This is a genomic window from Paraburkholderia fungorum, assembly GCF_003610895.1.
Lineage (GTDB): Bacteria > Pseudomonadota > Gammaproteobacteria > Burkholderiales > Burkholderiaceae > Paraburkholderia > Paraburkholderia fungorum_B.
Genome location: NZ_MCAS01000056.1, coordinates 39,175 through 57,192 on the forward strand (window position 1 = coordinate 39,175; position 18,018 = coordinate 57,192).

The window sequence follows — 18,018 nt, forward strand, 5'->3', positions numbered from 1 at the left end:
ACGCCGCTTTCTTTCTCCCGTAAAACGTCGGCTCTCAAATGGTTGGGCGGGACGCTATTGCAGCCGCAATGACCGACAGCTCGGCCGGTTTTACAAAATGGTGATCGAAACCGGCCTTAAACGATTCGACCCTTTCGGAAGGGGCACGCAGTCCGCTTAACGCCAGCAAGAACGGGCGGGGGATGACGCCCATACGCCGGATTTCTCTCGCCACCGCGTGACCGTCCATACGGGGCATCTGGATATCGAGCATCACCACATCAGGACGCCAGGCGTAGTAGGCGGCGAGCGCGCTTACACCGTCCACAGCCGTTTGGATGATGTAACCGTAAGCCTTGAAGAACAGCACGTAGGCATCGACCAAATCCGGGTCGTCGTCCGCGATGAGTAAGCGCTCAGCTTTCGCAGTGGACATTAGGTTCCTGTAGGTTGCCCCTATGTCACGCAATTTAGGGACCCGATAGAATCAAAGCAGCTACTTGCGCGTAATATAGATTCAGGGATCTGTCCCTACTGACTTTTTCCGCTTCTTTGAGGTTAAACATGCGATTGGCTGACTTCATCCTGCGCGACATGGAAACGATTCTGGTGCAGTGGGAAACCTTCGCCGCTACGCTGTTGCCGGCTGCCGGGGACATGAAATCGCTCGCTCTGCGAGACCATGCGCAACAGATTCTGCACGCAGTAGCGAAGGATCTGTCGACGGCCCAGACAAGGAAGGCGCAAGCCGAAAAGTCGATGGGACGAGCCCCGGTGCTGATTGGGGCTCCAGAGACAGCTGCGCAGACGCATGCCCTTGTGCGGGCACGAGGCGGATTCGACATTAACCAGCTGGCTGCGGAGTACCGAGCCTTGCGCGCGAGCGTCCTGCGCCTCTGGATGGACGAATGTCAGCCCGAAGCACCACATCCGGACGATGTCATCCGGTTCAACGAGGCGATCGACCAGGCACTAGCCGAATCGGTCGGGTTTTTCAGTGCGCAGGTAGATCAGGCTCGCAATCTCCTGCTTGGCATGCTCGGGCATGACATGCGCAGCCCACTACAGACCATCCTGATGACGGCCCAGTATCTGGCAGCACTGAACGCCGGGGAGCAGGTTTCCGTAGCCGCATCCCGCTTGATCAGGAGCGGCGCTCGCATGCAGGCCCTTCTGAACGATATGCTTGATTTCAATCGAACCAGGCTGGGTTTGGGGATCAATATCGCGCCGACAGATGGCAACCTGGAGACACTGCTTGCCGACGAACTCGACCAGTTGCGGGCAGCACACCCAGACCGTCAGATCGATCTGGAAGTGGAAGGGGACTGTCGGGGAGTTTGGGACGGCCGCCGTTTGCAGCAACTGCTCGGCAACCTGGTGTTGAATGCGATCAAATACGGAGCGCCGGACGCACCCGTACGGGTGGTAATGACCGGCGAAGAGCGGAAAGTTCGTTTCGAGGTCAGAAACCAGGGACCTGCCATCGATCGAACGACTCTGCAACGGATCTTCGACCCGCTTCAGCGCGGCCTGAATCAACAAGACTCATATAACGCCGACGGCAACCTGGGGCTCGGTCTGTATATCGCGCGCGAGATTGCCAAGGCCCACGGAGGTGAAATCGAGGCGCAGTCCGACGAGGCGGAAACTGTGTTCGCTGTGCGCCTGCCTCGTCGCCAATAGCGTTCGTGATGCACCTCGGATCGGCCGCCCTGGCACCTTCGCGTGAGCGCCTGTAAGCGCAGGGCTCCCGTTCACGATCACGCGGCAAAGTCTCCGCTTGCCGTTCGCTTGGCTATCGCAGCCTTGCGCGACGGCGAGCGCCTGACAATTGCCCCTGGATATAGGGTCGTCCGAATGTCTCGTTCGCACGTTTAAGCAGTCGTTCGACTGACATTGAATGAATGCAAACGAGGCGAACTGAGCCTGTCGCCATCTGCGGAAGGGGCTCAAGCTGCGGTGGCCGCCCGCTTGATGGTGTAGGGATGAAAGCGCACGACTTCATCACCCATCCACTCGTTAAGCTGAGTAAAGCGGCGCTGCAGCGGTTCGATTTCGTTCGCTCCGAATACCTCGGCCGCCGTGTCTGCGGCTCCAAACCCGCCTGTGTTGCTCGGCACCACACCGATAAGCTGCGGCGGTACACGATGCGCGGCGAGCAGGTCGTCGCGCGTCACGTTCTTGATGTTGAAAAACTCGTCCTTCGCCGTGACCTCGGACACCGGGATTAGCTGAATCCCTTCCTTTTTGCCGGCCGGCGCGTACATGAACAGGTTACGGAAATTTCCCGGACCTTTGCTGTTTTTCAACGCCTCGCGTAACGCGTCCACATCTTCCTGTTTCTGAGCTGCGTCCGTCATGTACAGAATGAACCCGGCATGGGATCCGTTTTCATAGTAGCGGCGTCGAAACAGGGTGGCCGACTCGTTCAACCACGCCGCATGCAGTGCGCCGAGATATTCGGGCAGGCCATACACTTCCTGATTGATATCCGGTTCCATCAGGTGATGAACACTACCGGCCGCGAATTCGTGCTTTTCCTGTATGCCGCTCACCTGAAAGAAGCGCTGCAGATCGGACGCGCGGCGCATGTATTTCGACGGTGCGCGCTTCAGCGCGAGCGTCCCGCCAAGGCGGCTCGTTTGCTTCTCAAGGTAGGCATTGCCGAACACCATGAAGTCAAGCGCCCACTTGTCGAATTCCTCGCGCGTGAGCAATTTGTGAGGGATGAACGTGGACGACAGCACATTGCGCTTGAAGTAGATCGCCGAACTGTGATGAACGCCGGCGCGGAACGACTTCGCCAGACCAGCAAATGACACCGGTGGCTCGAACCAGTCACCGGCCGACCAGCTTTCGACGTAATCCAGAATCTCGGCGCGGTCCATGACGGGCATGGCGTCGCCAAATGTGAACGCCTCGGCACGTGGTGGAGCGGCCACCGGCGCCGGCGAAGCCGCGGTGTGTCGGTTGTGTTTGCGCTTGTTCAATTTGAAAACTCCATAAAGCCTGTGTTGTTGGCGGTAATGCCCTCTAGCGGTTCATTGCCGAGCGCATGCAGGCACGCCCACGCAAGATCAGCGTGCCCGGTTTCCTCACTGCGGCTCGCCTCATAGGTGACCTGCTTCCCGCTTGGGGTCATGGTCTTGCGGATAGCCATGAACGATTGCGCGAGATCAGTCCACCCGGCATCAAACTCAAGTCGGCCCTTACCGATCACCGACAAGCCTTTGAGAACGAGCCGGCCCTTAACCTCTGGCGAGTAGTTGAGCGCAACCGCATTCGGATAGAACTGGCGAACGAGCTGGTACACGCCCTGGCCGATGCCGGTCGTGTCGATTGCCATGTATTCCACGTTGAAATCCTGAGTGATACGCCTGATTGCATCGGCCTGGGCTTCGAAGTCCATGCCGCGCCATTGCTCCTTGTGCAACACGCGGAATTTGCCACCCGGCACGACCGGCGGCGCCACCACGACCAGGCCGGCCGAGTCGCCGGATAGCGCAGGGTCGTATCCGACCCATACGGGCCTGTGACCGAAAGGGCGGGGCGCCAGTGGCTTGAAGTCCTCCCACAGCTCCCACGAATCCACCATGCAGCGCTGCAGGTCGGCGAGCGGGAAAATCGATGCCGTGTCATCAATGAAGTGACACATCAACAGGTTGAGATATTCCTCGGGACTGTATTCGAGCCCCAGCTCGGCAAGGTCGAACAGATTGCAGCCACCGGCAACGGCGTCTTCGACGGTCACGATCTGGCGCCACTGGCGATCCTCGCAAAGCCGGCCACGTGCGAGCGCCTTGTGTGTGACGTCCAGGTGCAGGTGATCGGACTTGGCGCGGCCGCGGTTGAAATGGTCGCCTGTCCAGAATGAGTAAGCCTCATGCTGCATGCTCGATGGCGTGGAAAAGTAGGTTTTTCTCCACTTGCTATGCATCGCCATGCCCGATGCAACCTTGTTCAGCTTGCGAAAGCCACCGACCCAGAAATACTCATCGAAATAGAAATTGCCGTGATAGCTCTGCGCGGTGCGGGCGTTCGTGCCGAGAAAGTAAAGCATGGCCTCGTTCGGCAGCAGGATCGGCTCACCGGTCAAATCAACGTCTGCGGCCTCGCGCGCGAACTGGCACATGTACTGCCGGAACACGTGCGCCTGTGCCTTGCTGGCGGACAGAAAAATCTGATTGCGACCGGTCTCCAACGCATCGACCAACGCCTCACGGGCGAAATACCACGTCGCGCCGATCTGCCGCGATTTGAGGATATTGCGCGTGCGCTGATCGCGCTGGCGATACCAGACCTTTTGGTAATCGAATAGCGAATCGCGGAACGCCTCGACGATCCTGTCGCGCTGTTCGTCGCTAAATTCGTTGCGTGCTGCCTTGGCCTTGCGTGGCGCTGTGTTGCGCGCCTGAATGGCGGGATTTAGATCGCTCTCCCTGCCTGTCTCACCGTACTTGTGGACGCGCGCCATGCGCTCGACCTGCCGCATGAGCAAATCAACCTCTTTGAAGTCGCGGCCGTCTTTCTCAGGCTTGGCAATCAGCACCGCAAGCCGTGTTTCTAGCGACGACTCGATGCGCTCGATCGGCGTCGCCTTGTCCCATTCGTCGCGCTGTTTCCACGCCTCGACTGTCGCGCGTTTGATTTCCAGATGACGCGCGATCGACGTGACACGCCAACCCTGCCAGTAAAGCGCACGGGCTATACGGCGTGGGTCGGCATTTGATTCAAGTACAGGGGCTATTTCAGCGGTTTCTAGCATGGGCTCAAGTTTCTCGCGACGCGCACGCGCGAGCATCCCCGGGCGTCTGTACCCATATTGGGAACATGTGCCAACCGTTGAGCCGCGGCGAGCATGAACGCAAGATATGGACTCACACCTAACCCACCTTGCAACCCGCTGGAGACCTAACAAATGCAATCTCGCAAGCTGTCGCTCATGTCGTTCGCCGTTGCGGCGATCGCGTTCGCTTTCACGATGGACGCGCACGCGGCGACGCTCGCCGTGAGTAGCGTTCTCAACCATTCCGATTTCATCGGTGACCGCCTCGGCGCCGGCGCACTGGCGATCGGTTCTGTCGCGCTGACTGGCGCCGGTGAGTCGGTGAAGCATGCGACCACGAAGTTTTTCCGCATCGCTGTCGAAGGGGCGACGAGTGACGGCCGCAATATCGATCGCGCGTCGATCGTGCAGATGGCGAAGAACTACAACCCCGATGTGTACGGCGCACGGCTGAACCTTGAACACTACCGCGGCATCATTCCTGACAGTCCGTTCAAGGCATACGGCGACGTGATCGCACTGGAGACCCGCGACGAAACCGGCCCGCTCGCCGGAAAGCTCGGCCTGTACGCACAGATCACCCCGACGACCGACCTCGTCGCACTGACGAAAGCAAAGCAGAAGATTTACACGTCGTGCGAGATCGATCCGTCATTCGCCGACACGAATCAGGCGTATCTGGTTGGCCTGGCCGTCACCGATAGTCCCGCGAGCCTCGGCACGCAGATTCTTTCCTTTGCAGCTCAGAACCCGGCCGATTCTCCTTTCGCGGCCCGCAAGCTGAAACCGACGAACCTTTTCACGGCGGCCGAGCTGGCGACGATCGAGCTGGATGAAACCGCCGCGACGCCGAGTATCGGCGCGCTGTTCTCCCGCGTTGCCGAACTGCTCGGCAAGTCGAAGAAAAAAGACGCGAGCGACGAAACGCGATTCGCTGACGTAGGACAGGCCGTCGAAGCGCTTGCAACGCATGGCAGGCAACAGGCCGACGCAGTCGCGGTTCTCGCGAAGACCGTCAAGGATCTGTCCGATCTGCGCGAAGCCGACCGCAAGGCATTCGACGAACTGCACACGCAGCTCTCGACGACCAGCGGCACGCAGGCACGGCCGCCCGCAACCGGCGCCCCCGCTGCCGTTGTCACCGACTGCTAACCCGCATTCGTCCCCTCACTGTTTCCCGGAGAATTCTTAAATGCGCAACGAAACCCGGATTGCCTTCAACGCCTACGTTGAAGCGATCGCCAAACTGAGCGGCGTCGAAAGCGCCGCCGTGAAATTTGCTGTCTCGCCGAGCGTGCAGCAAAAGCTCGAGACCCGCATTCAGGAGTCGAGCGATTTCCTGAAACGCATCAATGTGACCGGCGTCACCGAACAGCAGGGCGAGAAGCTCGGCCTCGGCATCGGGTCGCCGATCGCTGGCACCACTGACACCACGAAGCAGGATCGCGCAACGACTGACGTTAGCGACCTCGATGCACGTGGCTATATCTGCACGCAGACGAATTTCGATTCGCACATCACGTATGCGAAGCTCGACGCATGGGCGAAGTTCGCCGATTTTCAGGCCCGCCTACGCGACGCGATCGTGAAGCGTCAGGCGCTCGACCGTATCGCGATCGGCTTCAATGGCACGTCACGCGCGGCAACGTCCGATCGCGCCAAGAACCCGCTGTTGCAGGACGTCAACAAGGGCTGGTTGCAGAAGTATCGCGACGAAGCCCCATCCCGCGTGCTGCACGAAGGCGTCAAAGCGGCAGGTAAGGTGCAGGTAGGCAAGGGCGGCGACTACGAAAACCTCGACGCGGTGGTTTTCGATATTCTCGCGAGCATGGTCGACCCGTGGCACCAGGACGATACCGGCCTGTTTGTCTTCTGCGGCCGTGGCCTCATGCACGACAAGTATTTCCCGATCATCAACACGACGCAGGCGCCGACTGAAACCCTCGCGGCCGACGTGATCGTGAGCCAGAAACGCATCGGCGGCCTGCCGGCGGTGAGCGTGCCTTTCTTCCCGGCTAATGCGTTGCTGATTACGCGTTTCGACAATCTGTCGATCTACACACAGGACGGTGGCCGCCGGCGCAACATCGTCGATAACTCGAAGCGCGACCGCATCGAGAACTACGAATCGAGCAACGATGCGTATGTTGTCGAAGATTTCGGCTGCGGTGCGATGGCTGAAAACATCGAGCTTCTGCCCAGGGCCGCATGATGAGAAGTCCCGCCCAACGCCATTACGAACGCGTCTCGGCCGAACTGGCGGCGGCTTCGGCCGCGCCTGGCGAATCCCTCGCCGGGGCGAGCGCATACGAGCTGATGCTCGCGAAGCTTGCGACCGATCGCAGGCGCCTGAAAGCGATCCAGTCGATCGAACGCAAGATCGACGTGAAGCGCGCCGAGCTGCTGCCCGAGTACGTCGATTATGTCGCGGGCGCACTGAGCGGCGGGCGGGGCGCCCAGGACGATGTGCTTACAACCGTGATGATCTGGCGCATTGACGCCGGTGACTTCGCTGGCGCGCTCGATATCGCCCGGTACGCACTCGCGCATCGCATGACACTGCCCGACCAGTACGACCGGCCGCTCGCAACTGCGATCGCTGAGGAATTCGCACAAGCGGCACTAGCGGCGTTCAAGCTTGGCGAAGCGTTCGATGCGGGCCAGCTCGCCGAGGTAATGACGCTGACCGGGTCGGCCGACATGCACGACCAGGTGCGGGCCAAGCTGCATAAGGCGCTTGGCAAAGCGCTACAGGAGACCGATAGAGCGTCGGCCCTCGATCACCTACGCCGCGCGTTGCAGCTCGACGAACGCGCTGGCGTGAAACAGGACATTGCCCGGCTCGAAACCGAGCCAGGCGATGCGACCGGCACCAAAGCCGGCCGCAAGTAAGGAGCCCCCCCGGCATGGCGGCGCCGGCTGACGAAACGCAACACCTGACGGAAACGCGTTTCCGACGCCGGCCCACCGCCATCATTTTCTGAGCCATCCCATGAGTAGCTTTCTCGCGACCGCCGAACTAACCACACCCCAAACACCGGGTTCACCGGCCAATCCCGCGATCGTCGAGAACGATGGCTGGTTTCCCGACATCGACATGAGCGCCTTGCGCGCCTCGATGCGCCTCGACGGCACCGTGACGCATGAGCGCTTGCGCGACGCCACGATCGATGCGATCGCAAGTGTTAATGCGGAGCTGGGTACATGGCAGGCCGACCATATCGCAGCCGGTTACGCCGATCTGGCCGCCGTACCGGCACCGCGCATCGGCGGCGAAAGTGTGCAGCTCGCGCGCTATCGCCGCGCCGTGTTCAACCTCGCACACGCGGACCTGACCGAGCGGTACCGCGATTTCGACTCGACGAAATCGGGTGGCCAGAAAGCCGAAGACCTCGAAATGACGATCTGCGAAGCGCGGCGGAATATCCGCTGGGCGCTGAGTGACATGCGCGGATTGCCGCGCTCAACGATCGAGCTGATCTGATGGAAGTGAAAACACTCCAGGGCGACACCGTCGATCTGCTGTGCTGGCGTCACTACGGCCGCACCGATGGAACCGTTGAGGCAGTACTCGAAGCGAATGCAGGCCTCGCCGATATGGGCCTCGTGCTGCCAATGGACACGATCGTGTATCTGCCGGCGATCGACACCGTCGAAAGCACCGCGCCACTTGTGCAACTGTTTGACTGATTGGAGCCGCTATGGCCGAACCGAACACCACCACCGCCGCAGCGCTATCTGCTGCGATCGGCCTCGCAGGCCTCGCGCCTGGCATCGACGGTAATGCGCTGATCGGCGCTTTCACTGGCGCGGCGCTTGTCGTCGTGACATCGAAGGATATCGGCGTGGCGAAGCGCATCGCATACATGCTGATTTCGCTCGTGATGGGCTATCTCGCAGCATCCGAAATCGTCAATGCGACGCCGATCCGCTCGACTGGAGTCGCTGCGTTCTTCGCGGCCGCGCTCGTGATTACCGTCACGCTGCAACTGATCGAGCGGGTCAAAACGGTGGATCTGTTCGGCTTTCTCAAGAAAGGGGAGTGACATGCACATCTCTTTCGCGCTGATCGCTCTGGCGGCGCACATCGCAGCGCTCGTGCGCGTGCTGACCTACCGGAAGAACGGCGCACGGCACCGGCACCGCGTTTCGTGGGTCGCCTGGGCGCTTGTGGCGGTATCCGGCGGCTCGGCGATCGAGCTGGCCATGCACGCGGCCGAAGTCGGTTTCTTCGAAGCTGGTACGGCTGTTCTGCTGGCCCTGTTTGTGTTTGGCGCGCGCGGAAATGTCGCGCGCCTTCTGCGGAGTGACGAACCATGAAAACGCACCGTTTCGGCGACCTAGGCGCGGATGTTGGCCTTCTGCAAAGCCGCCTGATTCGCGCCGGCTACAAGCTCACCGTGACGCACGTCTACGACGACGCGACCGAAGCCGCGGTGATCGCGCTACAGAAGAAAACAGGACTCGTCGACGATGGCGTCGCCGGTCCAAAGACGCTGGTCACACTCGCGACCGGCCAGCGCGACCCGAAGCACCTGTCGATCGCCGATCTCGTCGCAGCGGCTGACAAGCTGGGCGTGCCACGCGCAAGCGTGCGCGCAGTCAATGAGGTGGAGTCTCGTGGATCGGGCTTTCTGCTCGACGGCCGCCCGAAAATCCTGTTTGAACGCCACGTTTTCTGGAAACGGCTGCAGGCGCGCGGCATCGACCCGGCACCGATCGCCGCGAAGTATCCGAATATCTGTTCGCAGGCGACAGGCGGCTATCAGGGCGGCGCAGCGGAATACACACGCCTTGCGACGGCCGAGCTGATCGACCCGGTCGCGGCCTATGAGTCGGCGAGCTGGGGCGCGTTTCAGGTCATGGGCAACAACTGGGAGCGCCTGAAGTATTCGAGCGTCGATGATTTCGTTGCTCGCATGGAGAACGGCGAAGCCGACCAGCTCGATGCGTTCGTGCGCTTTGTGGCGGCCGATGCGGGCTTGCTGGCCGCTCTGAAGGCCAGGAAGTGGGCGGCGTTCGCCAAGGGCTACAACGGCCCGGATTACGCCCGCAACCTGTACGACGCGAAGCTCGCGCAGGCGTGGCTCAAGTACGCCGGCCCTGACAAGGCAGCGGCATGAACGCGCTCGCCGCGAAGTGCATCGCCGGCGTCGTCGTGCTGCTGGCGCTCGTCGTCGGCGTGCTGTATGTGCGTGAGCTGCGCGCCGAGCTGGCCGACACCGCGCACCAGCTCGAAACCAGTCAACAGGACGTTACCGACCGGGACGGCACGATCAGACGTCTGCAGCAGGACGCCGCCGACAAGGCCAGACAGCAGGCGCAGCTCGATCGCACGCAAGGCGCGATCGCAACGACGCTTTCGGCCACACAGCAGGAAAACCGGAGATTGCTCGATGAAAACGCCGCGCTTCGCGCATGGTCTGATACCCGTCTGCCTGATGACGTTATCCGCATGCACACAAGTCCCGCGCTCACCGGCGCCGACGATTACATTGCAGGAATGCCAGACGGTGACGCGCTGCACATTCCCGGCGATGGCACCCAGCACTAACGGCGATCTCGACGGGGCGCTACACATCGCAAAAGCCGCCTGGGCGACGTGCGCGGCCAAGGTCGACATGGTCGTGACGTGCCAGGCGAAAGGCACGAACCGCACGGCACCGGCGGCCGATCATGATTAAACCGGCCAGCCTACGCGCGGCACTCGTCGCGGCTATTCCTTCTCTCAAAGTCAATCCCGACGCGCTAACCGTCTTTATCGATCGCGGCTCGATCGCGGCCACTGGCGGCCGCTCGCTGTCATTCGAATACCGGTATGTGTGCAATGCGCTCCTGCTCGACTTCGCCGGCGAAGCGGACGACGTTTTTATCGCGCTTGTCGCCTGGGTTCGGGAGAACCAGCCTGATCTCGTGACGAACCCTGACGAGCGCGCGAACGGCATCACCTACGAGATCGACATTCTGAGCAATTCGACGGTCGATATCTCGATCAAGCTGACGCTGACAGAAAGTGTCGTCGTGTCTGTCGATGCGGACGGCAAGCGCACCGTGACGCACGTCGATGACGCGGCCGAAGATTGGGTGGCCCCCTGATGGATGAATTGCAAGCCGTGGAGAGGTTCCTGGGCGGCCTGCTCGGCAAGCTCGAACCGGCCGCACGGCGGGCCGCGATGCGTGACATTGCGCGCGAGCTGCGCCGCAGCCAGCAGGCGCGCATCGCCTCGCAGAAGAACCCGGACGGCACCGCATACGACGCGCGCAAACCTCGCCGGAAACCGGACGGCAAACTACGCGACAAGCGCGGCCGCATCAAACGTGCCGCGATGTTTGCGAAGCTGCGCACCGCGCGCTATCTCAGGACGGAGGCAGATTCTAACGGGCTCGCGCTCGGCTTCGCCGGCCGCATCTCGCGCGTGGCGCGTGTTCACCAGTACGGCGAGACTGATCGCGTCGCACCGCACGGCGTCGAATACAAATACCCAGCTCGTGTTCTGCTCGGCTTCACCCATGAAGAACGCGAGCTGATCCGCGATATGTTGCTGAAGCACATCGCAAAATAGCCCCTGTTTCAAGGGGCATTTGTACCCAAACCCGTCACACACGGCATAGCTCGCATCGCGCGCGTGCGGCCGGCAACATGGCCGGATGGACGCTAACGAAATCCGCCGACTCATCATCAATCTGATCCGCAAGGGGTCAGTGATGAAAGTTGACCTCACCAGCAACCCGCCCACGTGCCGCGTGTCGGTCGGCAATGCCGACGACCCGGACGGCGAAGGCCTACAAACGAACTGGCTGCCGTTTCTTTCGCTGCGCGCCGGTAAAACCCGCGAATGGAACCCGCCGACCGAAGGCGAACAGGTCATTCTCTTTTGCCCGATGGGTGACCCGGCGCAAGGCGTTGTTCTCTGCGGCCTGTCATCCGACGATTACCCGGCCCCTAGCGATAGTCCCGACAAGCATTTGCGCGCCTATCCCGATGGCGCGATCGTGGAATACGACCATGCAGCTCACTCGCTCAAAGTCGAACTGCCGGCCGGCGCGACCGTGCTGATCGTCGCACCCGGCGCAGTCAACGTGCAGACCAAGACCGCAACCGTGAAAGCCGACGCCGTGACGCTCGATGCCAAACAGACAACCGTCACAGGAAACATGCTTGTTAAAGGCGCGTTCGTTTTCGAAAGTGGCATGAGCGGTAAGGCCGGCGCAAATGGCGGCCCCGCTGCAATCATTGCCGGCACTGTCGCCGTGAGCGATGACGTGATCGCCGGCGGCAAGAGCGGGGCGCATCACACGCACATGGAACAGGGCGACGGCAAGCCAGTGAGCGAACCGCTATGAAAGGCATGAACGCCACCACCGGCCGCGCAATCGCCGACCTCGATCACCTGTATCAGTCCGTGGGCAGGATCATCGGGACGCCGCTCGCCTCGTGCGTCAAGCGCCGCACGTTCGGCTCTGATCTTTTTTCCTACGTCGATGCAGCGAGCAACGGCGCGACCCGCACACGCCTCTATGCCGCGATCGCCACGGCCCTGATGTTGTGGGAACCACGTATCACGCTCACGCGCGTGCAGCTCGTGGCCGACGAATCGGAGATGGACGGCAAAGCGTTCATCGAGATCGAAGGCTTTACGACCGTATCCGGCGATGCGGTGCGAACGCGCGCGCCGTTCAACCTTGGGAATGTCGCATGACCACGTCAGCCCTGATCGACCTCGCGAGCCTGCCGATTCCTGACGCGCTCGAAATGCTCGACTTCGAAACGATCTATGCGACGCGAAAGGCCAGCATGATCGCGCTATGGCCGGCCGACGAGCAAGCCGAGATAGCCGCCACGCTGGCGCTTGAATCTGAACCACTCTCGAAGCTGCTGCAGGAAAACAGCTATCGCGAACTGGTCTGGCGCCAGCGCGTCAATGACGCGATCCGTGCGGTCATGCTTGCGTTTGCGAAAGGCAACGACCTCGACCAGCGCGCGGCACTCTTTGGCCTGAAACGCCTCGTTATCACACAGGCCGTTCCGGCGAACAACATCGCCGAAGTTGACGAAGATGACGACGACTTGCGCGAACGCATCCAGCTCGCGCCGCAGGGGTTTAGCGTCGCCGGTCCGAGCGCTGCCTACGTGTCGAAGGCGCGCGCGGCTGATGCCCGCATTCTTGACGCCAGAAGCTCGCGCCCGGTTCCCGGCGACGTGCTGGTGACTGTCCTTTCGCGCGAAGGCGACGGCACGGCCGGCCGTGATCTGATCGACATTGTCGAAGCTGCGTTGAGTGCGGAAGATCAACGCCCGCTTAATGACACGGTCACCGCGGCATCGGCCGAGATCATCCGTTACCGGATTCGTGCAAAGGGTTACACGCGCTCGGCCGTTGGCGCAGACGTTCTGATCGCGCAGGCCATCAAGAACACGCAGGCTTACGCCGTCACCGCTCACCGCATCGGTGTAGGTGTCGCTGAATCCGCCATCAAGGGCGTTTGCCAAGCTGCAGGCCTGTCGAAAACGGAGCTGCTTGAACCGGCCGGCGACCTCGATATCGGCCCCACGCAGGCCTCGTACTGCGAAGGCGTTGAGATCGTATGGGGTGGCGTCTATGAATAGGCTTCTGCCGCCCAATGCGACCACGCTGGAAAAGCGCACCGCGACCGCGCTGGCTGTCGTCGACGAAATGCCGATCCCGATCCGTGATTACTGGAACCCGGACAAATGTCCGTCTGAGCTGCTGCCGTATCTGGCGGCAGAGGTTTCCGTGGATGGCTGGGAGCTGGCCGAGTCCGACGACGCACGCCGCGCACTTATCAAGGCCGCGATCGCGCTGCACCAGAAGCGCGGCACGCCCTGGGCGATCCGTGAAGTTATCCGCCGGCTTGGCTTTGGCGAAGTGGAGTTGATCGAAGGGCGCAACGTGCGCCGGCGCGACGGCACGGCTACCTATAACGGCGATTGGGCTCACGGCCGCGAAAACGGTCAATGGGCGCAATACATCGTGCGACTCGGGCGACCTATCACCCGTGACCAGGCGGAGAACCTGAAAGCCGTTCTCGAACGATACGCGCCGCAGCGTTCGGAACTTTACAAGCTCGATTACACGGCCTCACCGCTTCGTCACAACGGCGTCGGCCGATACGACGGCCAATACAACAGAGGGAGTATTACCGCATGACTGACCTGGCTGAAAAAGACCTGTGGGAACCCGGTATCCGGCAATTCGAAACCTCGGATTCCGTCATGGGCGGCCCCGATGGGGTTGACAACATCCCGCCGCGCCAGCTCGCGAACCGCACCGTATATCTGCGCAACCGTATCGCCGAAATCCTCGGCGTGTCGAAAACCTATGTACTCGCCGGCGGAACCGCGAATGCGATCACCGCGTCTTACACGCCCGCCGTGCCGGAAGTGGTTGACGGTCAGGTGTTCCGGGGCCGCGTGCAGACGGCAAACAAGGGTGCGACGACATTCACGCCGAACCCGGCCAAGGACGGCATCGCGCCGTCGCCTGTGTACGGACTCGACGGGCAACCGCTTTCAGGCGGCGAAATCGTTGGCAAGTTCGCGCTTGAATACGATTCGACGCTCAACGATGGCAAGGGCGGATACGTGCTGACCGACAACCCGGGCGGCATTCGCAGGACGGTTGCGCCGGCGGCATCCGACAACAGCAACGCCGTGCCTAACACCTCGTGGATTCGCACGCTGATTTCGGGCGCGCTGTCGGTTACCGGCCTGTCTGCTTCCGGCAAGGTGGACGGCGCAAATTGTCCGAATCTGCTCCGTAACGGGTCGGCCGAGTTTGGCGCGTTGGGATGGACAATGGCCGCCGGCCTGTCGGCGCTGACCGACACGGCCGGCGCAACTGGCACCTACTTCGGCAATCCTGCTGCGCTCGTGGCTGTCACGCAGAGTCAGAACAGCGAACAGGTTCCGGTTAGCCCTAACGTGGCGCTGTCGCTTGCCTACGATGTGAACACTTCTGGCGTGAATGCCGGCACCGTTCAACTGGTTCTTAACGCATACAACAGCAGTAACGAACTGCTTTCTGCCGTCAAGTCGCTCACCATCGCAAATGGCACGGCCAGCGCGCGCTACTCAATCACCGGCACCACGCCGGCCAAAACCGCATATGTGAAGGCCTGTTTCGTCCTGACAGGCGTTTCCGCATCGGTAGGCGGCATCGCTTTCACGCGCGGAAAGCTTGAGCTGGGTTCTTCCTCGTCGCTGTATTCGAATGAAGCGGGCCTTGCATTTCTTCAGTTTCTTATCGGGAATTTCAAGGGGGCAATCAGCCTATCGACTTCGTCGACGATCCCGGCGAATCAGGTCGGATACGAATTTCAGACTTCGGTGGGCGGCATCACCTCGACACTGCCGCATCCGAGTACGGTGTCGGCCGGCAGCTTGCTCCCGATGTACAACAACTCGACCGGCACGCAGACGCTTTCCGTGCCCGGCGGGAATTTCAATTCCGCATTCGGGTCCGGCACATCGGTGATTGTTCTGCCGCCAAACGCGTGCGTGATTCTCGTCTCTGACAACACATCGTGGAACGGCATCGGTGGCGCCGGCGCGGTCGGCTCGGCGGTAAAGCCGACCAATACTGCTGGCGTTGGGCAATGGACCAGCCTTCTGATTTCGGCCGGCACGAATGGCGCGATGTCGTTACCGCCTGGTGGCACCTGGGCCTATTTCTACTTCAACCAGACAACCGCACAGAGCGGCGTCGGCATCGCGGCCGGCGGTACGGTTCTGCTCACAGGCGCGGCTGCCGGCGGCCCTGGCATTTCCCAGGCGTCTGGCTTCTGCTGGAGGATCGCACAATGAATATCACTTTCGCACAGATGGGCTTTCTGCCCAACGTCACGGAGTCGTCGGCGACACCGAACGCTGATGGCTACGTGGGGACTTTTGGCGGCTACCCGTACCACATTCACCCCACGGAGACGCCCGACTCTTTCGCGGCGCTTGTGTCCGCCATCAAGGATGGTTCCGCGATTGTTGCGAAGTACCTGCCACCGGCAGCGCCTTCTCTTGAGAAAGTGAAAGCCGATCGCGTCGCAGAACTGGCGGCCGTATGTCAGGCGCAGATTGTTGGCGGCTTCGCGTCGTCGGCGCTGGCCATCGAGACCGCATACCCCTCGCTAGGTACTGACCAGCTCAACCTTCAAAGCGCCGTGCAGGCCGCAGCGTGGAACGCAGGCGAAGCCGGATGGACGACGCCGCTATGGTGCGCACAGGGCGGCACGTGGGCATTCGCCGAACACACGGCCGCACAGGTGCAGGCCGTGAACGTGGATTGGGTTGCATACCGGCGCGCAGCACAGCAGAAGTATGCGGACCTGATCCGGCTGGTCAACGAAGCGGCCACGGTTGAAGCCGTGAACGCGATCTTTGCGGCGACCTGATCGCGAAGCATCCACGCGCATTCGCCTTTCTCTCTCTGTTCTCACAACCTGGAGCATCAAACATGGCGCAGGACCAATATCACCACGGCGTAAGTGTCTACGAAATCAATCAGGGCTCGCGCCCGATCCGCACGGTCTCGACGGCAGTACTCGGCCTTGTCTGCACGGCCGAAGATGCCGACGCCGAAACCTTTCCCATGGACACGCCCGTGCTGCTGACGAATGTCGTTTCGGCACTCGGCAAGGCCGGCACAAAAGGCACGCTTCGCAAGGCACTGACGGGTATCGGCGCGCAGACGAAGCCTTTCACGATCGTTGTGCGCGTTGCAGAAGGCAAGGACGCGGCCGAGACGACCAGCAATGTGATCGGCACCGTCACGGCCGCCGGCAAGTACACCGGCATGAAAGCGCTACTCACGTCACAGGCGAAGTTCGGCATGAAGCCGCGCATCCTCGGCGCTCCGTTCCTCGACACGCAGGCCGTGACCACGGCACTCATTCCGATCGCGCAATCGCTCGGCGGCTTTATCTACTCGCAGGCAACCGGCTGCAAAACCAAGGAAGAAGCCACTACCTACCGCAAACAGTTCGCCGCGCGTGAGCTGATGATGATCTGGCCGAATTACCTCGCGTGGGACGACACGACCAGCTCGACGGTTGAAGTCCCGGCCGTGGCGTATGCGATGGGTCTGCGCGCGAAGATCGATAACGAAATTGGCTGGCACAAGACGCTGTCCAATGTCGCCGTCAACGGCGTGACCGGTATCAGCGCCGATGTGTCGTGGGATCTGCAAGACCCGGCGACCGATGCGAACTACCTGAACGAACAGGAAGTGACGACGCTTATCAATCACGATGGCTATCGCTTCTGGGGTTCGCGTACCTGCTCGGACGAACCGAAGTTCAAGTTTGAGAACTACACGCGCACCGCGCAGGTTCTCAAGGATTCGATCGCACAGGCGCAAATGCCGGTCGTGGATGGCCCGCTGAATCCGTCACTGATGCGCGACATTATCGAAAGCATCAACGGCAAATTCCGCAGCCTGATTTCGCTCGGCTACCTGATCGGCGGCACGTCATGGTTTGACCCGGAGCCGAACACAACGGACGAACTGCAGGACGGTCACGCCTACGTCGATTACGACTACACGCCGGTTCCCCCGCTGGAAAACCTCACGTTGCGCCAGCGCATCACCGACCGCTATCTCGCCGATTTCGCCGCCCGCGTGAACGCGTAAGCACCGGCACAACCAGGAGAAAACAAACATGGGTATGCCTCGCAAACTCAAGGGCTTCAATCTGTTCCAGAACGGCAACAACTTTCGCGGGCAGGTAGCCGAAGTGACCTTGCCCAAGCTCACGCGAAAAATGGAGGATTACCAGGGCGGCGGCATGAGCGGCCCGATCAAGGTTGATTTCGGCCAGGAAGGTATCCAGATGGAGTGGACATGCGGCGGCATCATGGCCGACGTGCTGAAACAGTACGGCATCACCACACACGACGGCGTGCAGCTGCGTTTCGCCGGCGGCTACCAGTCCGAAGATTCCAGCACTTACGACTCGGTCGAAGTAGTCGTTAAGGGGCGTCACATGGAGATCGATCCCGGCACCGCCAAAGCGAAGGATGACACCGCGTTCAAGGTGACGACCGTCGCGAGCTATTACAAGCTGTCCATCAATGGTGAGGACATTATCGAAATCGACTTTGTCAACATGATCGAAAAGATCAACGGCACCGATCTGCTGGCCGCATTGCGTACCGCGATCGGCCTGTAACCCGGCCACCATCCCTTGCCGGCCTGCCTGATTGATCGGGCAGGCCTCACCACCATCACTCACTACAG

Annotated in this window: 24 protein-coding genes; 21 read left to right on the forward strand and 3 right to left on the reverse strand. The window is 61.2% G+C overall.

Annotated elements, in window-relative coordinates:
• Positions 1-34 precede the first annotated feature (34 nt).
• Complete coding sequence (locus BCY88_RS34100) at positions 35-415, reverse strand: response regulator (RefSeq protein WP_120348501.1); 381 nt, start codon at positions 413-415, stop codon at positions 35-37.
• Positions 416-543: 128 nt separating this feature from the next.
• Between BCY88_RS34100 and BCY88_RS34105 the strand changes: the two genes are divergently transcribed.
• Positions 544-1,665, forward strand: coding sequence for a sensor histidine kinase (locus BCY88_RS34105; RefSeq protein ID WP_120348502.1), 1,122 nt, complete (start codon positions 544-546; stop codon positions 1,663-1,665).
• Positions 1,666-1,931: 266 nt separating this feature from the next.
• Here the strand turns inward: BCY88_RS34105 and BCY88_RS34110 are convergent, their stop codons facing one another.
• Both BCY88_RS34110 and BCY88_RS34115 read right to left on the reverse strand, forming a co-directional pair.
• Entirely contained in the window at positions 1,932-2,972 is a 1,041-nt protein-coding gene (locus BCY88_RS34110; RefSeq protein ID WP_120348503.1) for a phage portal protein, read from the reverse strand.
• Entirely contained in the window at positions 2,969-4,747 is a 1,779-nt protein-coding gene (locus BCY88_RS34115; RefSeq protein WP_120348713.1) for a terminase ATPase subunit family protein, read from the reverse strand. The genes BCY88_RS34110 and BCY88_RS34115 overlap by 4 nt, the downstream gene beginning before the upstream one ends.
• 153 nt (positions 4,748-4,900) lie before the next feature.
• Here BCY88_RS34115 and BCY88_RS34120 point away from each other — a divergent pair, with 153 nt between their 5' ends.
• The 20 genes from BCY88_RS34120 (at position 4,901) to BCY88_RS34215 (ending at position 17,950) form a co-directional block, all read left to right on the forward strand.
• Complete coding sequence (locus tag BCY88_RS34120) at positions 4,901-5,920, forward strand: GPO family capsid scaffolding protein (protein ID WP_120348504.1); 1,020 nt, start codon at positions 4,901-4,903, stop codon at positions 5,918-5,920.
• A gap of 40 nt (positions 5,921-5,960) precedes the next feature.
• Positions 5,961-6,980, forward strand: a complete 1,020-nt coding sequence (locus BCY88_RS34125; RefSeq protein WP_120348505.1) for a phage major capsid protein, P2 family — start codon at positions 5,961-5,963, stop codon at positions 6,978-6,980.
• On the forward strand, positions 6,980-7,660 hold the full coding sequence (gpM, locus tag BCY88_RS34130) for a phage terminase small subunit (RefSeq protein WP_120348714.1): 681 nt from the start codon (positions 6,980-6,982) through the stop codon (positions 7,658-7,660). Before BCY88_RS34125 ends, gpM begins: the two co-directional genes overlap by 1 nt.
• 100 nt (positions 7,661-7,760) lie before the next feature.
• Entirely contained in the window at positions 7,761-8,252 is a 492-nt protein-coding gene (locus tag BCY88_RS34135) for a head completion/stabilization protein (RefSeq protein WP_120348506.1), read from the forward strand.
• A complete protein-coding gene (locus tag BCY88_RS34140; RefSeq protein WP_120348507.1) occupies positions 8,252-8,458 on the forward strand; it encodes a tail protein X in 207 nt (68 codons plus the stop codon). The genes BCY88_RS34135 and BCY88_RS34140 overlap by 1 nt, the downstream gene beginning before the upstream one ends.
• Before the next feature lie 11 nt (positions 8,459-8,469).
• Positions 8,470-8,814: a putative holin gene (locus BCY88_RS34145; RefSeq protein WP_030103260.1), complete on the forward strand. Its 345-nt coding sequence runs from the start codon at positions 8,470-8,472 to the stop codon at positions 8,812-8,814.
• A gap of 1 nt (position 8,815) precedes the next feature.
• Complete coding sequence (locus BCY88_RS34150) at positions 8,816-9,088, forward strand: phage holin family protein (RefSeq protein ID WP_120348508.1); 273 nt, start codon at positions 8,816-8,818, stop codon at positions 9,086-9,088.
• Positions 9,085-9,891, forward strand: a complete 807-nt coding sequence (locus tag BCY88_RS34155) for an N-acetylmuramidase domain-containing protein (protein WP_120348509.1) — start codon at positions 9,085-9,087, stop codon at positions 9,889-9,891. Before BCY88_RS34150 ends, BCY88_RS34155 begins: the two co-directional genes overlap by 4 nt.
• Positions 9,888-10,322 (forward strand): Rz-like lysis system protein LysB, encoded by a 435-nt coding sequence (gene lysB, locus BCY88_RS40590; RefSeq protein ID WP_120348510.1) that lies wholly within the window; start codon positions 9,888-9,890, stop codon positions 10,320-10,322. The genes BCY88_RS34155 and lysB overlap by 4 nt, the downstream gene beginning before the upstream one ends.
• Positions 10,210-10,452 (forward strand): Rz1-like lysis system protein LysC, encoded by a 243-nt coding sequence (gene lysC, locus BCY88_RS40150; RefSeq protein ID WP_259461603.1) that lies wholly within the window; start codon positions 10,210-10,212, stop codon positions 10,450-10,452. The genes lysB and lysC overlap by 113 nt, the downstream gene beginning before the upstream one ends.
• Positions 10,445-10,864 (forward strand): phage tail protein, encoded by a 420-nt coding sequence (locus BCY88_RS34170; RefSeq protein ID WP_120348512.1) that lies wholly within the window; start codon positions 10,445-10,447, stop codon positions 10,862-10,864. The genes lysC and BCY88_RS34170 overlap by 8 nt, the downstream gene beginning before the upstream one ends.
• Positions 10,861-11,331: a phage virion morphogenesis protein gene (locus BCY88_RS34175; protein WP_220669715.1), complete on the forward strand. Its 471-nt coding sequence runs from the start codon at positions 10,861-10,863 to the stop codon at positions 11,329-11,331. The genes BCY88_RS34170 and BCY88_RS34175 overlap by 4 nt, the downstream gene beginning before the upstream one ends.
• A gap of 142 nt (positions 11,332-11,473) precedes the next feature.
• On the forward strand, positions 11,474-12,112 hold the full coding sequence (locus BCY88_RS34180) for a phage baseplate assembly protein V (RefSeq protein ID WP_259461604.1): 639 nt from the start codon (positions 11,474-11,476) through the stop codon (positions 12,110-12,112).
• Positions 12,109-12,468 carry a GPW/gp25 family protein gene (locus BCY88_RS34185; RefSeq protein WP_120348515.1) on the forward strand — a complete coding sequence of 120 codons (360 nt, stop codon included), beginning with the start codon at positions 12,109-12,111 and terminating at the stop codon, positions 12,466-12,468. Before BCY88_RS34180 ends, BCY88_RS34185 begins: the two co-directional genes overlap by 4 nt.
• Entirely contained in the window at positions 12,465-13,376 is a 912-nt protein-coding gene (locus BCY88_RS34190; protein WP_120348516.1) for a baseplate J/gp47 family protein, read from the forward strand. Before BCY88_RS34185 ends, BCY88_RS34190 begins: the two co-directional genes overlap by 4 nt.
• A complete protein-coding gene (locus tag BCY88_RS34195; protein ID WP_120348517.1) occupies positions 13,369-13,938 on the forward strand; it encodes a phage tail protein I in 570 nt (189 codons plus the stop codon). Before BCY88_RS34190 ends, BCY88_RS34195 begins: the two co-directional genes overlap by 8 nt.
• Positions 13,935-15,593 carry a hypothetical protein gene (locus tag BCY88_RS34200; RefSeq protein WP_120348518.1) on the forward strand — a complete coding sequence of 553 codons (1,659 nt, stop codon included), beginning with the start codon at positions 13,935-13,937 and terminating at the stop codon, positions 15,591-15,593. The genes BCY88_RS34195 and BCY88_RS34200 overlap by 4 nt, the downstream gene beginning before the upstream one ends.
• On the forward strand, positions 15,590-16,174 hold the full coding sequence (locus BCY88_RS34205) for a DUF4376 domain-containing protein (RefSeq protein WP_120348519.1): 585 nt from the start codon (positions 15,590-15,592) through the stop codon (positions 16,172-16,174). The genes BCY88_RS34200 and BCY88_RS34205 overlap by 4 nt, the downstream gene beginning before the upstream one ends.
• A gap of 62 nt (positions 16,175-16,236) precedes the next feature.
• Positions 16,237-17,412: a phage tail sheath protein gene (locus tag BCY88_RS34210; RefSeq protein WP_120348520.1), complete on the forward strand. Its 1,176-nt coding sequence runs from the start codon at positions 16,237-16,239 to the stop codon at positions 17,410-17,412.
• 28 nt (positions 17,413-17,440) lie between these two features.
• A complete protein-coding gene (locus BCY88_RS34215; protein WP_183081524.1) occupies positions 17,441-17,950 on the forward strand; it encodes a phage major tail tube protein in 510 nt (169 codons plus the stop codon).
• Positions 17,951-18,018: the final 68 nt, after the last annotated feature.

Excerpts from the sequence above, each read along its gene's own strand:
- BCY88_RS34100 (WP_120348501.1), bottom strand. The coding sequence starts at position 415 with ATGTCCACTGCGAAAGCTGAGCGCTTACTCATCGCGGACGACGACCCG.
- BCY88_RS34105 (WP_120348502.1), top strand. The coding sequence starts at position 544 with ATGCGATTGGCTGACTTCATCCTGCGCGACATGGAAACGATTCTGGTG.
- BCY88_RS34115 (WP_120348713.1), bottom strand. The coding sequence starts at position 4,747 with ATGCTAGAAACCGCTGAAATAGCCCCTGTACTTGAATCAAATGCCGAC.
- BCY88_RS34120 (WP_120348504.1), top strand. The coding sequence starts at position 4,901 with ATGCAATCTCGCAAGCTGTCGCTCATGTCGTTCGCCGTTGCGGCGATC.
- BCY88_RS34125 (WP_120348505.1), top strand. The coding sequence starts at position 5,961 with ATGCGCAACGAAACCCGGATTGCCTTCAACGCCTACGTTGAAGCGATC.
- gpM (WP_120348714.1), top strand. The coding sequence starts at position 6,980 with ATGAGAAGTCCCGCCCAACGCCATTACGAACGCGTCTCGGCCGAACTG.
- BCY88_RS34135 (WP_120348506.1), top strand. The coding sequence starts at position 7,761 with ATGAGTAGCTTTCTCGCGACCGCCGAACTAACCACACCCCAAACACCG.
- BCY88_RS34140 (WP_120348507.1), top strand. The coding sequence starts at position 8,252 with ATGGAAGTGAAAACACTCCAGGGCGACACCGTCGATCTGCTGTGCTGG.
- BCY88_RS34145 (WP_030103260.1), top strand. The coding sequence starts at position 8,470 with ATGGCCGAACCGAACACCACCACCGCCGCAGCGCTATCTGCTGCGATC.
- BCY88_RS34150 (WP_120348508.1), top strand. The coding sequence starts at position 8,816 with ATGCACATCTCTTTCGCGCTGATCGCTCTGGCGGCGCACATCGCAGCG.
- BCY88_RS34155 (WP_120348509.1), top strand. The coding sequence starts at position 9,085 with ATGAAAACGCACCGTTTCGGCGACCTAGGCGCGGATGTTGGCCTTCTG.
- lysB (WP_120348510.1), top strand. The coding sequence starts at position 9,888 with ATGAACGCGCTCGCCGCGAAGTGCATCGCCGGCGTCGTCGTGCTGCTG.
- lysC (WP_259461603.1), top strand. The coding sequence starts at position 10,210 with ATGACGTTATCCGCATGCACACAAGTCCCGCGCTCACCGGCGCCGACG.
- BCY88_RS34170 (WP_120348512.1), top strand. The coding sequence starts at position 10,445 with ATGATTAAACCGGCCAGCCTACGCGCGGCACTCGTCGCGGCTATTCCT.
- BCY88_RS34180 (WP_259461604.1), top strand. The coding sequence starts at position 11,474 with ATGAAAGTTGACCTCACCAGCAACCCGCCCACGTGCCGCGTGTCGGTC.
- BCY88_RS34185 (WP_120348515.1), top strand. The coding sequence starts at position 12,109 with ATGAAAGGCATGAACGCCACCACCGGCCGCGCAATCGCCGACCTCGAT.
- BCY88_RS34190 (WP_120348516.1), top strand. The coding sequence starts at position 12,465 with ATGACCACGTCAGCCCTGATCGACCTCGCGAGCCTGCCGATTCCTGAC.
- BCY88_RS34195 (WP_120348517.1), top strand. The coding sequence starts at position 13,369 with ATGAATAGGCTTCTGCCGCCCAATGCGACCACGCTGGAAAAGCGCACC.
- BCY88_RS34200 (WP_120348518.1), top strand. The coding sequence starts at position 13,935 with ATGACTGACCTGGCTGAAAAAGACCTGTGGGAACCCGGTATCCGGCAA.
- BCY88_RS34205 (WP_120348519.1), top strand. The coding sequence starts at position 15,590 with ATGAATATCACTTTCGCACAGATGGGCTTTCTGCCCAACGTCACGGAG.
- BCY88_RS34210 (WP_120348520.1), top strand. The coding sequence starts at position 16,237 with ATGGCGCAGGACCAATATCACCACGGCGTAAGTGTCTACGAAATCAAT.
- BCY88_RS34215 (WP_183081524.1), top strand. The coding sequence starts at position 17,441 with ATGGGTATGCCTCGCAAACTCAAGGGCTTCAATCTGTTCCAGAACGGC.